The sequence below is a fragment of the Microbacterium sp. EST19A genome (assembly GCF_019969685.1).
Lineage (GTDB): Bacteria > Actinomycetota > Actinomycetes > Actinomycetales > Microbacteriaceae > Microbacterium.
Window position 1 is genome coordinate 1,405,639 of the sequence record NZ_JAHXYZ010000002.1, and the last position, 14,130, is coordinate 1,419,768.

At 70.7% G+C, this 14,130-nt stretch carries 13 protein-coding genes; 6 read left to right on the top strand and 7 right to left on the bottom strand.

Annotation, left to right across the window (positions count from 1 at the left end; translation table 11 throughout):
* Positions 1–73 precede the first annotated feature (73 nt).
* Genes LC452_RS16860 through LC452_RS16880 form a run of 5 tightly spaced genes read left to right on the top strand, consistent with a single transcriptional unit; the run spans position 74 to position 4,703 of the window.
* Positions 74–1,813: a dihydroxyacetone kinase family protein gene (locus LC452_RS16860; RefSeq protein ID WP_223627334.1), complete on the top strand. Its 1,740-nt coding sequence runs from the start codon at positions 74–76 to the stop codon at positions 1,811–1,813.
* The gene (locus LC452_RS16865) at positions 1,806–2,276 is read left to right on the top strand and encodes a ribose-5-phosphate isomerase (protein ID WP_223627336.1); all 471 of its coding nucleotides are present in this window, start codon (positions 1,806–1,808) and stop codon (positions 2,274–2,276) included. The genes LC452_RS16860 and LC452_RS16865 overlap by 8 nt, the downstream gene beginning before the upstream one ends.
* Positions 2,276–3,058 carry a triose-phosphate isomerase family protein gene (locus LC452_RS16870; RefSeq protein ID WP_223627337.1) on the top strand — a complete coding sequence of 261 codons (783 nt, stop codon included), beginning with the start codon at positions 2,276–2,278 and terminating at the stop codon, positions 3,056–3,058. The genes LC452_RS16865 and LC452_RS16870 overlap by 1 nt, the downstream gene beginning before the upstream one ends.
* The gene (locus LC452_RS16875; protein WP_223627339.1) at positions 3,055–3,852 is read left to right on the top strand and encodes a sugar phosphate isomerase/epimerase; all 798 of its coding nucleotides are present in this window, start codon (positions 3,055–3,057) and stop codon (positions 3,850–3,852) included. The genes LC452_RS16870 and LC452_RS16875 overlap by 4 nt, the downstream gene beginning before the upstream one ends.
* Positions 3,849–4,703, top strand: coding sequence for a phosphogluconate dehydrogenase C-terminal domain-containing protein (locus LC452_RS16880; RefSeq protein ID WP_223627341.1), 855 nt, complete (start codon positions 3,849–3,851; stop codon positions 4,701–4,703). Before LC452_RS16875 ends, LC452_RS16880 begins: the two co-directional genes overlap by 4 nt.
* Before the next feature lie 167 nt (positions 4,704–4,870).
* Here the strand turns inward: LC452_RS16880 and LC452_RS16885 are convergent, their stop codons facing one another.
* Genes LC452_RS16885 through LC452_RS16905 form a run of 5 tightly spaced genes read right to left on the bottom strand, consistent with a single transcriptional unit; the run spans position 4,871 to position 11,399 of the window.
* Positions 4,871–5,941, bottom strand: coding sequence for a mandelate racemase/muconate lactonizing enzyme family protein (locus tag LC452_RS16885; protein ID WP_223627343.1), 1,071 nt, complete (start codon positions 5,939–5,941; stop codon positions 4,871–4,873).
* Complete coding sequence (locus tag LC452_RS16890; RefSeq protein WP_223627345.1) at positions 5,938–6,855, bottom strand: 5-dehydro-4-deoxyglucarate dehydratase; 918 nt, start codon at positions 6,853–6,855, stop codon at positions 5,938–5,940. The genes LC452_RS16885 and LC452_RS16890 overlap by 4 nt, the downstream gene beginning before the upstream one ends.
* Positions 6,852–7,775 (bottom strand): NAD(P)-dependent oxidoreductase, encoded by a 924-nt coding sequence (locus LC452_RS16895; protein ID WP_223627347.1) that lies wholly within the window; start codon positions 7,773–7,775, stop codon positions 6,852–6,854. The genes LC452_RS16890 and LC452_RS16895 overlap by 4 nt, the downstream gene beginning before the upstream one ends.
* A gap of 30 nt (positions 7,776–7,805) precedes the next feature.
* Positions 7,806–9,893, bottom strand: a complete 2,088-nt coding sequence (locus LC452_RS22145; protein WP_223627349.1) for a beta-galactosidase — start codon at positions 9,891–9,893, stop codon at positions 7,806–7,808.
* A gap of 3 nt (positions 9,894–9,896) precedes the next feature.
* Complete coding sequence (locus tag LC452_RS16905; protein ID WP_223627351.1) at positions 9,897–11,399, bottom strand: DUF4038 domain-containing protein; 1,503 nt, start codon at positions 11,397–11,399, stop codon at positions 9,897–9,899.
* Positions 11,400–11,552: 153 nt separating this feature from the next.
* Here LC452_RS16905 and LC452_RS16910 point away from each other — a divergent pair, with 153 nt between their 5' ends.
* Positions 11,553–12,533: a sugar-binding transcriptional regulator gene (locus LC452_RS16910; protein WP_223627353.1), complete on the top strand. Its 981-nt coding sequence runs from the start codon at positions 11,553–11,555 to the stop codon at positions 12,531–12,533.
* A 14-nt stretch (positions 12,534–12,547) separates the two neighbouring features.
* Here the strand turns inward: LC452_RS16910 and LC452_RS16915 are convergent, their stop codons facing one another.
* Together LC452_RS16915 and LC452_RS16920 are read right to left on the bottom strand one after the other, a co-directional pair.
* Positions 12,548–13,210: an aspartate/glutamate racemase family protein gene (locus LC452_RS16915; RefSeq protein WP_223627355.1), complete on the bottom strand. Its 663-nt coding sequence runs from the start codon at positions 13,208–13,210 to the stop codon at positions 12,548–12,550.
* A 4-nt stretch (positions 13,211–13,214) separates the two neighbouring features.
* Positions 13,215–14,129 (bottom strand): carbohydrate ABC transporter permease, encoded by a 915-nt coding sequence (locus tag LC452_RS16920; RefSeq protein ID WP_223627356.1) that lies wholly within the window; start codon positions 14,127–14,129, stop codon positions 13,215–13,217.
* Position 14,130 lies beyond the last annotated feature (1 nt).

A 14,130-nucleotide genomic window follows, 5' to 3' on the forward strand; every position in this document is an offset into this window, starting at 1 on the left:
TCGACACAGGAGTCACTGTGGGCATCCCCTCTTCTGCAGCATCCGGTCTCATCCCGCCCGCGAAGGCATCCCGATGACCCGCCTCTGGAACGACCCCGCCGACTTCGCGGACGAGATGATCGCGGGCTTCCTCGCCGCGAACGAGCGCTCGGTGCGCGGCGTTCCCGGGGGCGTCGTGCGCAGCACCGTCGTGCCCGACGGCCAGGTCGCCGTCGTGATCGGCGGCGGCTCCGGCCACTACCCCGCGTTCGGCGGACTCGTCGGCCAGGGCCTCGCGCACGGCGCGGTCATGGGCAACCTCTTCGCCTCGCCATCCGCCCAGCAGGTGCACACCGTGGCCAAGGCCGCAGACCGCGGCGCCGGCGTCTTCCTCAGCTACGGCAACTACGCGGGCGACGTGCTGAACTTCGACGCCGCGCAGGAGCGGCTGCGCGCCGAGGGCATCGCGTGCGAGACGGTCACCGTGACCGACGACATCTTCAGCGCCTCCGCCGACGAGAAGCACAAGCGCCGCGGCATCGCGGGTGACCTCACGGTGTTCCGCACCGCTGCGGCCGCCGCCGAGGCGGGCTACGACCTCGCCGGAGTCACCCGGATCGCGACACTCGCGAATGAGCGCACGCGCTCGTTCGGCGTCGCCTTCTCGGGCTGCACCCTCCCCGGCGCCCCGGAGCCGCTGTTCACGGTGCCTGCCGGCCGCATGGCGATCGGCCTCGGCATCCACGGCGAACCGGGCATCGAGGAGACCGACGTCCCGACGGCCGACGGCCTGGCCGAGCTCCTCGTGAGCCGTCTGCTCGACGAGGTGCCTGAGGGCGTCGAAATCTCCGGCGCGCGCGTCGTGCCGATCCTCAACGGCCTCGGCTCGCTGAAGTACGAGGAGATGTTCGTCGTCTACCGGCGCATCGCGCAGCTGCTCGCGGATTCCGGCCTCGTGCTCGTCGACCCGCACGTGGGCGAATACTGCACGAGCTTCGACATGGCCGGCACCTCGCTCACCCTCTTCTGGCTGGACGACGAGCTCGAGCAGCTCTGGGAGACCCCGGTCGACACCCCCGCCTACCGGCGCGGTTCCGTCGTCGCGGCCGAGCGCGCCGAGGTAGCCAACGCGGATGTCGTCGCCGAGGCCGCCGTGGAGCAGGGCGACGACGCGTCGGTCGCCGCGGCCGCCGTGGTGCGCGCCGCCGTGCAGCGCATCGTCGACACGGTGGACGAGCACGTCGACGAGCTCGGGCACATGGATGCCATCGCCGGAGACGGAGACCACGGCATCGGCATGCAGCGCGGCTCGCACGCCGCCCTCGCCGCAGCGGTCACCGCCGCCGACGCGGGCGCGGGTGCCGCCACGACCCTCTCCCGTGCGGCCGATGCCTGGGCCGACCGCGCCGGCGGCACCTCCGGCGCGCTGTGGGGCGTCATCCTGAACGCGATCGCCGCACACCTGGGCGACGCGGGACGACCGGATGCCGCCGCCGTGGCATCCGGCGTCGCAGACGGTCTGCAGGGCGTCATGACCTACGGCAAGGCCGAGGTCGGCGACAAGACCCTCGTCGACGCGCTCGTCCCCTTCAGCAGCACGCTCACCTCGGCGATCGACGGAGGCTCCTCCTTCGTCGACGCCTGGCAGACCGCGGCAGATGCCGCCACCGGCGCTGCAGCCGCTACCGCCGACCTGCTCCCCCGCATGGGCCGTGCCCGCGCCCACGGGCAGCACAGCGTCGGCACCCCCGACCCCGGCGCGCACTCGCTCGCGCTCATCGTGACCACCGTCGGCGACCTCTTCGCCGACCTCGAAAGGAATCGCAATGACTGACACCCTCCGCCTCGTGATCGGCAGCGACGACGCCGGCTTCGACTACAAGGAGATCCTGAAGAAGGACCTCGAGGGCAGCACCGGCGTCGCCTCGGTCGTCGATGTCGGAGTGGATGCCGACGGTCACACCGCCTACCCGCGCGTCGCGATCGCCGCCGCGGAACTGGTCGCTGCGGGCGAGGCCGACCGCGCCCTGCTCATCTGCGGCACCGGTCTCGGCGTCGCGATCGCCGCGAACAAGGTGCCCGGCATCCGCGCGGTCACCGCGCACGACTCCTTCTCGGTCGAGCGGGGCGTGCTGTCCAACGACGCGCAGATTCTCACCATGGGCCAGCGCGTCGTCGGCATCGAGCTCGCACGACGCCTGGTGCGCGAGTGGCTGACGTACCGCTTCGACCCGGCGAGCGCCTCGGCCGAGAAGGTGGCGGTCATCGGCGAATACGAGTCCACCGGGTCGTGCTGATGGCGAAGGTCACGGTCGGCGTGAGCCTGAAGATGTACTTCGGTCATCGGCAGGCGGCGACCTGGTTCGACGAGGTCGCCACCCGGATCCGCGCGCATGACGCCGTGCGGTCCGGCGCGGTGGACCTCTTCATCACACCCTCGTTCCTGCAGGTGCTCCCGGCGATCCAGGCCTTCGCGGGCACGCCGGTGCGCGTCGGTGGTCAGGACGTCGCCCCCGCCGACTTCGGCGCCTTCACCGGCGAGGTGTCGGCGGCCGAGCTCGCCGAGGTGGGTGCCTCGATCGCCGAGATCGGCCATGCCGAGCGTCGCCGTCTCTTCGCCGAGACCGACGAAGTCGTCGCCGCGAAGACCGCCGCCGCCCTGCGCGCCGGCCTCACCCCGCTGCTGTGCATCGGGGAGACCACGCATCAGGACCCGGCGGATGCCGCCACCGTTGCAGTCGCGCAGCTGCAGGCCGCCCTGGCCGGCGCCCCCGCTGGCGCCGTGATCGTCGCGTATGAGCCCGTCTGGGCGATCGGCGCGCCGGAGCCGGCGCCGCACGACCACATCCGGGTCGTCGCCGCGGCACTGCGCGCCGCGCTCGATGCCGACGCCGAGCGTGCCGGATCGGTCGTCATCTACGGCGGGGCGGCCGGGCCGGGATTGCTAACAGCGCTCGGCGACGACGTCGACGGTGTCTTCCTGGGCCGGTTCGCGCACGACCCCGACGCCCTCGTCGCGGTGCTCGACGAGGCGGCGGAACTCGCCCGGCGACGAGCCTCCACCGGAGGTGCCGCGTGATCGGCCTCGGCACGTACGCCTACTTCTGGCAGCACTCCGACCGCGCACCCGCGCCTCTCAGCCTCATCGGAGCGTTCGAGGACACCCGCGCGCAGGGCGTCGAACTGTTCCAGATCTGCGACTACCCCCCGCTCGAGCAGATGAGCGACGACGAGCTGCGCGACGCCGCCGCGGCTGCCCGCGACCTCGGCCTCACGATCGAGCTCGGCACCAAGGGCATCGAGCCGGCCCACCTCGCCCGTTTCCTCGAGCTCGCCGCGTTCTTCGACGCCCGAGTCGTGCGCAGCATGCTCTACGGCCCCGACTCGCGGCCCCCGCTCGACGAGGCGGAGCGCTGGCTGCGCGACAGCATCCGCTCCTACGAATCGGCGGGTGTGACGCTCGCGCTCGAGACGTACGAGCAGGTGCCCACCGCTGACCTCATCGCCGTGATCGAACGCGTCGGCAGCCCGAACCTCGGCATCTGCCTCGATCCCGCGAACGTCGTCGCGCAGCTGGAGAACCCGAAGACCTGTGTCGAGCAGACTGCGGCGCTGACGAAGAACATCCATGTCAAGGATTTCGCGTTCGCCCGCCAGCCCGGCTGGGTCGGCTTCACGTATTCCGGCGCCGCCCTGGGCTCGGGCCTGCACGACTACGCGCACCTGCTCGCCACCGTGCGACCGCGCGAGCGCGGCATCAACGAGATCGTCGAGCACTGGCTGCCCTGGCAGGACGACGCAGAGACCACCATCCGCACGGAGCGGGAATGGACCCGCACCGCACTCGAATATCTGAGGAGCACCACACCATGAGCACCAGCTACAAGATCGCCGTGATCGGCGCCGGCGGCAAGATGGGCATGCGCGTCGCGAACAACCTCGTGAAGACCGACCACACCGTCTGGTACGTCGAGAACTCGCCCGCCGGTCAGCAGCGCACGATCGACGCCGGACGGGAACTGACGGACGCCGCCGTCGCGGTGGCGGATGCCGACATCGTCGTGCTCGCGGTGCCCGACCTCGCCCTCGGTCCGGTCACCGCCGACCTCGTGCCGCAGCTGCGCTCCGGAGCGATCGTGCTGACGCTCGACCCGGCCGCCGCCTACGCCGGTCTTCTCACGACCCGCGACGACGTGATCCAGGCCGTGGCGCACCCGTGCCACCCGTCGATCTTCCTGCAGCGCGAGACGCCCGAGCAGTGGGCCGACACGTTCGGCGGCATCGCCGCCCCGCAAGACGCGATCGCCGCGATCGAGAGCGACGACGACGCGAAGAAGGCCATCGTCGAGGCCACCGTCCGGGCGATCTACGCCCCCGTCATCGATGTACACTGGGTCACGATCAAGCAGCTCGCCCAGCTCGAGCCCACCCTCGTCGAGACCGTCGCCTGCATGATCGGCGATCTCCTCAACGAGGCCCTGCAGGAGACCGTCAATACCATGGGCGTCCCCGAGGCTGCGGCGCGCAGCATCCTCTACGGCCACACGCAGGTGGCGCTCGCGAACGGACTCCGCGGCGACAATCCGTTCTCCGACGCGTGCCTCATCGCGATGGACTACGGCCGGGAGAGCATCATCAAGGACGACTGGAAGAAGATCTTCCGCGACGACGAGCTCGACAAGAACCTCGCCCGCATGCTGCACCTGGACGCCATCCAGCGCTGACCTGCCGCGCCCGGGAGCGCCCTCTCCAGGCACCTCGAAAGGAGTTGTGCGCTTCCCGCGGACGATTTCCGCAGAAACGTCCGTCGGAAGCGCACAACTCCTCGGCAAGCGCCCGGATCCCCGGGCGGCTTCGTCGCGCCGAGGACCGCGACACGCCTCGGCGACGCTCAGGCCGGCGCGACGAGGTCGAGACCGAGGCCCGGAGCCGAGCTCACCGTCGCCCAGGCGCCCTCGATGCGCACGGGCGACGGTGCGGCGAGGATGCCGAGTGCGTCGAAGCCGGCATCCTCGACGTCTTCCACCCACGTCGCCGTCGGGAGCGTCACCGCCAACTGAGCCGAGAGGTCGGGCAGCAGGTGCGGCGCGAGTGCGACACCTCGCTCGGCGGCGAGCGCGGCGATCTCGAGGAACGGCGTGATCCCGCCGACACGCACGACGTTGGGCTGGAGGACGCCGGCGAAGCCCGCATCGATCGCCTCGCGGAAGCGGTGCACGGTGTGCAGGTTCTCGCCGAGTGCGATCGGAGTCGTGATGCGGCGGGCGAGCTCGCGGTACCCGGCGGTGTCGTCGGAGCGCAGCGGCTCCTCGATCCAGGCGAGGTCGAACGCGGCGAGCTCGCTGAGCGCGCGGGTCGCGCCGTCGAGATCCCAACGCTGATTCGCGTCGATCATCAGCTGCCGATCCGGCCCGAGGATGCCGCGCACGAGCGCGACCCTCGCGACGTCCTCCGCGAGGCCCGACCGGCCCACCTTGATCTTCACGGCGCCGAGACCGCGCTCGACCCAGCGCTCGACCTGTGCGGCGAGCTCGGCATCCGAGTAATGCAGGTTGACGCCCGAGCCGTAGACGGGGAGTCGTTCCTGGGTGCGGCCGAGCAGGTCGGCCACGCCGAGACCGCGCGCCCTGGCATGCAGGTCCCACAGGGCCAGGTCGAGACCCGCCATCGCGATCGTGGTGATGCCCCCTCCGCCCGCTTCGTGAAGGTGCGCCCACAGCAGCGGCCACAGCGCCGTCGGATCGCTATCGCGCCCGAGGGCGAAGCGGCGGATGTCGTCGCCGAGGAGCGCCGTCACCGCGCTCGCTCCGATCGTCGGAGTCCACGAGAACCCGCTCCCCCGGCGGCCGTCACCGTCCTCCACGTCGACGCGCACCAGATGCAGGTCGGGTGCCTCCGGCACCCAGGGCCGCGGCATCCGGGCGGACAGACGATGGACGTCGATGCGGGCGATGGCGCTCATGAGCCGGCGAGCATCCGTTCTCCGGCGTCGAGGATCCGGCGCAGCCTCTCGGTGTGCGCGTCTCCCGGATCGGTCAGCGGAGGCCGCACCCCGCCGACCGCGGCGCCACTCAGACGCAGTCCGGCCTTGATCAGCGAGACCGCGTAGCCGGGGGTCGTGTCCCGCAGGGCGACCAGCGGGTGGTAGAAGCCTTCGAGCAGACGGTCGCAGGCATCCGCGTCGCCGGCGGTGTACGCCCGATAGAAGGCGTTCGCGATCCGCGGCGCCATGGCGAACACCGCGGAGGAGTAGAGGGGTATCCCGATCGCGCGGTACGCCGCCTGGCTGGCCTCGGCGGTGAGCAGCCCGTTGAAGAACTGCACGTCGTCGCGCACCCGGCGCGCGGCCAGGACGATCTCCTGGGCCAGCGCCACATCGCCGATGCCGTCCTTGAACCCCATGATCGTCGGCTGTTCGGCCAGCAGCCGCGCGAACGTCTCCGCGGAGAATCGGGCACTGCCGCGGTGATAGACGATGACCGGAAGGGTCGAGGCCTCCGCGACGGCGCTCACATACCGCGCCAGTCCTTCCTGCGTGCTGCCGACGAGGTACGGCGGCAGTAGCAGCACGCCGTCGGCACCCATCGCCGCCAGCTCCCGCACGGAGGCCACCGCCTGGCCGACGGGTCCGCCGACGCCGGCGACGACCGGGACGCGGCCGGCGACCGTGTCGATCGCCACTCGCGCGACCGCGAGCGACTCCGCAGATGACAGCGCGTGGAACTCTCCGGTGCCGCACGCCGGGAACACGCCACCCGGATCGTGCGCGAGCCCTTCGGCGAGCACCTGCGCCGTGGTGGCGAGGTCGACCTCCCCGTCGGCGCCGTACGCCGTGACCGGGAAGTAGAGGGGGCCGTCGCGGAATGCGAGTGTCATCGAGGGGTCCTTCCATCGGGAGGGGATGCGGATGCCGCGAGCGCGGCGAGCGCGTCGGGGTGGAGTTCGGTGCGCCACGAGCGATGCGCGACCCAACCGGTGTCGCGGGTCGCCGCCGAGCTGTCGAACGCGGCGGCGGTTCCGGAGAGGGCACGTGCCGCCTCACGGGTGCCGGGATGGAACAGCGGAAGCAGCTCATCCAACGGGCGGGTGGCGAGAGCATCCGGAGCTCCGACGAAATACCGGGCTCCACTGGGCGCGTCGTCGGCGGCCAGCCACGCGTCGACGAACTCCCCGACGTCGCGGGCATCGACGTAGTTGAAGAGCGAGACTGCGGCGAGCGCGGGATCCTGCAGCCGATCGAGGACCGTGTGCCCCTGCTGGGTGGCAGCGCCGTCCCACTCCTCCGGCGTGATGATGTAGCACGGACGGAACGACGCGAATCGCACCGACGGCGCGGAGCGGGCGAACGCGCCGACCGTCTCCTCGACGCAGACCTTCGACAGGGCATAGGCGTGGGATGGTGCGCTCGGCACCGATTCGTCGAACGGCAGCGTCGCCGGGGTCCACCCCGGCGTGCCGTACCCGAGCACCGTGGGGCTGGAGGCGACGAGCACCCGGGTCGCCCCCGCCGCGACCGCCGCCTCGATCGCGGTGAAGGCCATGCTCGTGTTCACGGTGAAGATGTCCCGCTCGGGTGCGCTGAAGGGCACCGCGATCGCCGCGAGGTGCACGAGCGCGTCCGGTGAGACGGCACGGAGCACGTGGGCGGTCGCATCCGCATCCGTGAGGTCGACGACGTGAGCGACTCCGGTGCCGGGCGCCCTGTCGAGCCCGTGCACATCGTGCCCCGCGTCGGCGAGCACGCCGACGACCGTCCGTCCCAGGCGACCCGATGCCCCTGTCACTGCGATTCGCATGTCGCTCCTTCTCGCGATCCCGATCCCGGATCAGACCTCACGCCAGACCCGCACGTCCCAGGCGGCCAGCCCGACCGACTCACCCGCATCGTGCGCGGCGCCGTCGATCACGGATGCCACGGCGCGCGCGACACGGATCTCTCGCCCCTCGCCCGACCAGTTGTGCACCACCCACACACGACCCCGCGCGCCGGTCAGCGAGTGCACCGTCACCGGGAGAGGCCGATCGACCACGAGTCCCGCCTGTGCACCCGCGGCGTCTGCGATCACCGCCGCGAGCGTCACGCGGTCGGGCAGCGTGCCGACGACCGTGATCTCACCGTCGCCGACCGCGCGCCTCGTCACAGCCGCCCATCGTCGGTAGTGCGGATACCGGTACCCGACGACGACGCTCGCCTCCCCGGGTTCCAGCGCGTCGATCCAGCCGCGTGCCTCGCCGATGACGGCACCGTCGCGCTCGAGCGGAACAGGTTCCGGCGGTGCTGCGAACTCCCGGTAGCCGACGCCGGCGAGCGGCCCGAGAACCGCGGGCGCCGTCGAGACGCGCATCCGCCCCTGGTCGTCGGCGTATCCGGTGCGGGGTCCGACGATGAGACGACCGCCCCGCCGTGCATACTCGGCGAGGATCTCGAGCGTGCGATCGGATGCCGCGAACAGCGCGGCCACGATCACCGCGGGATACCGGGCGAGCAGCGCGGCTGCGTCGGTCAGCTGCCGCTCGTTGAGGTACCCGACCTGCAGTCCCGCGTCGATCACCGCTCGACCGAACGCGCCGACGATGCGTGCGTACGACCCGCGGTCCGGGGCGCCGCCGGGCCCGGCGAGCGGCGGCTCGAAGGTCATCATCCACTCGCTGTCGTGCGCGTACACGATGCCGATGTCGGCATCCGGCTCGGCATCCGCCAGCCACTCCGACGCCGCAGTGAACTGGCGCCCGAGCCCCGCGATCTCGGCGTGGACCCGGCCGGGGCGCAGGTCATGGCCGAGGATGCCGCCCCAGTGCACCTCCGCACCCGAATGGAGCGTGTGCCAGTGCCAGTAGGAGACGAGCCGTGCGCCGCGCGCGGCGAGCAGCCAGCCGACCTGCGCCAGCTGCCCGTCGTAGGGAGGTCTGGTCAGCGAGGCGCCGCCGATCGACGCGGCGCCGGTCTCGGTGACGAGGAACGGCGCCTGCTTCGTCGCACGCATCCGGTCAGCGCTGAGGATCAGCTGCGGCACGTCGTCGGCGTACCACTGGCCGCCCGCACCCTCGCGTTCGTGGTCGAGGGAGTCCTGAGCCAGGTAGTACGCGTTGCCGCTCGCGATGTCGAGGTGCGCACCGACGGCGACATCGTCCATCGCCGGCCGCTGATACGCGATGCACGTCGTGAGCACGGTGTCATCGGCGATGTACTCGCGCGCGATCCCGGCCTGCCAGCCGATGAACTCGGCGGTGAGCTCGGCCTGGAAGCGGCGCCAGGCGAGGTCGTACGCGGGCGTCGTGTTTCCCGCCGGCGCCCACAGCTCGTCCCAGTCGGAGATCCGATGCGACCAGTAGGTCAGGCCCCATTCGCGGTTGAGCGTCTCGACGTCGCCGTACTGCTCCGCGACCCGGCGGCGGAAGCGCTCGACCACGTGCGGGTTGTGGATGAGGTGCAGACCCGCCTCGTTGTCGAGCTGGATGCCGATGACCGCGGGATGCCTGCCGTACCGGCCGAGCACGGCGCGGATGACCCGCTCCGCGTAGCCGCGGAACACGTCGGACGTGTAATCGACCTCCTGGCGCGCTCCCCACGGTACGGACGAGCCGTCCTTCCGGATCGCCGCGAGCTCAGGGTGCATGCGGCTGAGCCACGGCGGCACCGCGTAGGTCGGGGTGCCGAGGATGACGTCGATCCCGTGCGCCGCCGCACCGTCGAGGACCGGCGCGAGCCACTCCAGGTCGAACTCGCCGTCGCGCGGCTCCCACGTCGACCACACCGACTCCCCCACCCGGATGCAGGTGATCCCGGCCTCGACCATGAGCCGGAGATCCGTCGTCAGCCGGGAGGGATCGGGGAGGTACTCGTTGTAGTACGCCGCGCCGAGCCGAGGCCCGCGGCCCCACGAACCCCCGGCATCCGCCGTCCTGTCGCCCACGGATCAGGCCTCGACGCGCGTGATGCGGAGAGCGATCGACGCGCCCGCGGGCAGCTCCACCGGGGCTGACGCACGATCGAACGCCTCGTTGCGGCCGACCTCGGTGAGGGTGAAGCGCCGGCCGACCGGGGTGGCGGTCATGTTCCACGTGTCGATGATGTCGACGTCGAAGGCGTCGCCGACCTCCGGGCTCTCTCCGGGCTGTCCGACGGGAAGCCGGAACGACCACGACGACGGGGCCGAGCGCCCGAGATACTGCACGTACTGGTGACGATGCCAGCCGGCCACATGCGCGGGGTCGTCCCACTTGTCGATCGGGTCGAGTCCCGGCACGACGAGGTCATCGAGGATGCTGCGCAGGAACGCGATCCTCGCCGGCGACTCGCCCCGCAGCACGCCGCCCTCGACGATGTGCAGGCTGCCGTTCTCGGTGCGGAAGCTCTCGCCGTGCGAGGCGTAGCATCCGGCGACGGTCGTGATCCAGAAGCGGTGCACGAGCTCCGGGCCGTCGAGGTGGCCCCACCGATCGGGGATGTCGCCCTCGTACTTGATCTCGTCGAGCACGACCGGCTTCTTCCAGACGTCGCGGTACAGGCTCGCCCGGCCGAAGTCCTCCGTCGCCGCGCCGTTCTGGATCGACGCGTGCGTCACCCAGGGCTGGTTGTTGTCGTAGATCTCGATCCAGTTGTGGATCGACCGCAGGTGGTCGTGCGGGTCGACGGCGGCGAGCAGCGCGCCGGTGCGGTCCCAGCGGTCGTCGGGTCGCTCGAGCTGATCGAACTCGTTGCACAGCGACCACCACACGTGCGCGTACCCCGACAGCCGCGCGACGAGGTAGCGCAGGTAGACCGCGTCCTCCTCCTCGCTCAGGCTGTCGAGTCCGAACTGGCCGCGGTCATAGGCGTCGTAGATGAGCACGTCGGCCTGGATGCCGCGAGCGCCGAGCAGCGCGACGGCGTGGTCGAGGCGTTGGAAGAACTCCGGCACCGGCCGGCTGACATCCCACCGGCCGTCGGTCTTCTCGAACGGCATCAGGGTGGGCACGTGCTCGACGTAGCCGCCGCCCTGCGGGAAGACCATGAAGCGCAGCTTGGTGAAGCCGACCTCGGCGATGTCGTCGACCGTGGCGGTGAAAAGGGGCTCGTCCTGGTGCAGCCAGTTGTATGCCGTCGTGCCGACGGGCCGGAAGGGCGTGCCGTCGGCATGGGCGAAGTGGAAGCGGTGCGCGACACGGACCGGACCGTGCGCGGTTCCGCCTCCGACCTCGAACGCCCCCGACGTCCGGTCGAGCGCCGTCCGGGCATCCGTCACGGTCCAGGTCCAGGTGCCGGCGGACTCGGGGCAGACCCGCACACGGTACGTGGTTCCGCCGTCCCAGAATCCCGCAGCGACGATCTCCTCGCGGCCGTTGCGCAGCCGCACCGTGAACGGCGGCTCGGCACGGACCGGCAGACGCTCCGCCCCCTCGAAAGCGAGTTCGACGGTGTCGTACCTGGGGAACATCATCATCCTCCTGGAGAAGCCACCCGTCGCCGGGCGTCGGAACCTCCAGTCTTGCATAATTCTCACTACATGAATCTCTATTCATCACGGATCTGCGAGAATATACTTTCATCAGCGAATGTCCATCCGCTACCGCCTGAAGCAGGAGGAGTCATCGTGTCGTCGACCCCGTTCGCCACCCCCGTCGACGGACAGCTGCGCCTGCTCACCAAGGTGGCGCGAATGTACCACGAACGCGGCATCCGGCAGTCGGAGATCGCCGCAGCGCTGAGCATCTCGCAGGCGAAGGTCTCGCGTCTGCTCAAGCGCGCCGAGACCGCCGGCATCGTGCGGACCATAGTCACCGTCGCTCCCGGCGTGCACGCCGAGCTCGAGGAGCGCCTCGAAGCGCGGTACGGCCTCTCCGAGGCGATCATCGTCGATGTGGAGCCGGATGCCGATGAGGCCGAGCTCCTCGCCGCCATCGGCGCGGGCGCCGCCGGGTACCTGGAGGCATCGCTCTCGGGCACGGATCGGATCGGCGTCTCGTCGTGGAGCCGCTCGGTTCTCGCCATGACCGACCGGATGCGCCCGCTGCCCACTCGCGGCGCGATCGAGGTCGTGCAGCTGCTGGGGGGCACGGGTGCTCCCGAGGTGCAGGGGCACTCCCATCGTCTCCTCGCCGCACTCGCGCGCATGCTCGGCGCCGACCCCATCTACGTGCAGGCGCCCGGCATCGTGGCCGACCCCGCCGTGCGCGACAGTCTGCTGCGGGATCCGTCGATGCAGGAGACCATGCGCCACTGGGAGTCGCTGACGATGACCATCATGGGCATCGGCAGCATCGATCCGTCCGACGTGCTGTCGACCAGCGGCAACGCCTTCGCCGACGACGAGCGCGCCCAGCTGCTCGCCGAGGGCGCCGTCGGCGACATCTGCCACCACGTGTTCCGCATCGACGGTTCGGCCGTGACGGGTGAGATCGACGACCGCGTGATCGCGATCCCGGTGGACAGTCTCCTGCGCATCCCGCGTAGGGTCGGCATCGCGGGCGGCGAGCGCAAGCTCGACGCGATCCGCGGTGCGATCGCCGGCGGCTGGGTCACGGCGCTCGTCACCGACCTGCACACGGCCGAGCGCCTCGCCGAGACGATCTGACGGCTGTCCCGCGCCTACAGCGCCGCGACGGCCTCACTCAGCCGACGGATGCCGGGGTCGAGGCTCGTGAGCACCGGCACCGCGACGTCGACGCCCTCGGCCGCGCTGGCCATCGACGCCTGGGCGAGCACGACGACCTCGGCATCCGCGGCCAGGCGCTCGATCGCCGCGCCGACCAGCCGGTCGTGCGTGGCCCTGTCGCCACCGGCGACGGCTTCGAAGGCGCCCTCGACGACCTCGCTGACGAACTCCGGCGTGCGTCCGGCGAGCTCCGCCCGTTCACGGAGCAGAGCCAGCGTCGGCGTCAGGGTGGTCGGCAGCGTCGCCAGCACAGCGATCCGCTCCCCCACCGTCACCGCGTCGTCCGCCATGGCCTCGTCGATCCGCAGCACCGGGATGCCCACGGCATCCGCCGTCGGCCCGGCGAGGTGCGAGATCGACGAGCACGTGAACATGACGAGATCGGCGCCACCGGCACGGGCGGCCTGGGCCAGGTCGATCAGGCGCTCCGGAACGGATGCCGCGCGCTCGGCATCCCCGAGGTCGGCGACGATCTTGTCGTCGAGGTAGTTCACCGTCGTGGCTCCGGCGAGGTGCTCGCGCGCGAGATCGCCGACCGGCGGGATCACGACAGCGCCGGTGTGGAGGAAGGCGACGCGGGGGGCTCGGGAGGTCATCGGATCATCCTTTCAGAGCACCGCCGGCCATGCCGGCCATGATCTTCTTGTTGAGCGCCAGGAAGACGATCATCAGCACGACGATGTTCAGGCTCACGGCCGCGAACAACGGGCCGTACTGCGTCGACCCGTACTCGTCGCTGAGACTGAGCAGGCCGACCTGGATCGTCGCGAGCTCCGGTCTGGTGGTGAAGGTCAGCGCGATCAGCAGGTCGTTCCACACGCTGAAGAACTGGACGAGCCCGACCGTGAGGATCGCGTTCCGCATCATCGGCATCCCGATCAGGAAGAACGAGCGCAGCGGTCCCGAGCCGTCGACGGTCGCGGCCTCGAAGATCTCGCGAGGCACGGCACGGAAGTACGTCGCCATGAGGAACGTCGTCAGCGGCAGTCCCATCACCGTGTAGGTGATGATCATCGGCAGCATCGTGTTGGTCAGGCCGAGCCGGAAGTACACGATGAACAGCGGCACGAGGATCATCTGCCCCGGCACCATGATGCCGGCGAGCACATAGAGAAGGACCGCGTTGCGACCCTTCCAGATCATGACCTCGAGCGCGTACCCGGCGGCGACGCCGATGAACACGATCAGCAGCACCGACGGGATCGTCACGATGAGGCTGTTCAGGTAGTTGCGGGCGACATCGCCGTTCGTGAGGGCGGCGATGTAGTTGTCGAACTGCCAGGTCTTCGGCAGCGACAACGCCGGGTCGGACAGGAACTCCGCCTGCGTCTTGAAGGACCCGAGCAGCATCCACACCTGCGGATACAGCACGACCACCATGAGGAGGCCGACCAGGATCCAGACCGGGATGCGGCGGACCCTGCGCACCGCGGTGCGTCGCGCCTGTCCGGGACGGGGTCGCAGGACCGTCGGGTTCGCGACGGTGAGCTGTGTCTGCGTCTGCGTCGTCGTCATG

Bases quoted from the DNA above. Each gene is read 5' to 3' on its own strand.
- LC452_RS16860 (WP_223627334.1), top strand. From the start codon at position 74: ATGACCCGCCTCTGGAACGACCCCGCCGACTTCGCGGACGAGATGATC.
- LC452_RS16865 (WP_223627336.1), top strand. From the start codon at position 1,806: ATGACTGACACCCTCCGCCTCGTGATCGGCAGCGACGACGCCGGCTTC.
- LC452_RS16870 (WP_223627337.1), top strand. From the start codon at position 2,276: ATGGCGAAGGTCACGGTCGGCGTGAGCCTGAAGATGTACTTCGGTCAT.
- LC452_RS16880 (WP_223627341.1), top strand. From the start codon at position 3,849: ATGAGCACCAGCTACAAGATCGCCGTGATCGGCGCCGGCGGCAAGATG.
- LC452_RS16885 (WP_223627343.1), bottom strand. From the start codon at position 5,941: ATGAGCGCCATCGCCCGCATCGACGTCCATCGTCTGTCCGCCCGGATG.
- LC452_RS16890 (WP_223627345.1), bottom strand. From the start codon at position 6,855: ATGACACTCGCATTCCGCGACGGCCCCCTCTACTTCCCGGTCACGGCG.
- LC452_RS16895 (WP_223627347.1), bottom strand. From the start codon at position 7,775: ATGCGAATCGCAGTGACAGGGGCATCGGGTCGCCTGGGACGGACGGTC.
- LC452_RS16905 (WP_223627351.1), bottom strand. From the start codon at position 11,399: ATGATGTTCCCCAGGTACGACACCGTCGAACTCGCTTTCGAGGGGGCG.
- LC452_RS16915 (WP_223627355.1), bottom strand. From the start codon at position 13,210: ATGACCTCCCGAGCCCCCCGCGTCGCCTTCCTCCACACCGGCGCTGTC.
- LC452_RS16920 (WP_223627356.1), bottom strand. From the start codon at position 14,129: ATGACGACGACGCAGACGCAGACACAGCTCACCGTCGCGAACCCGACG.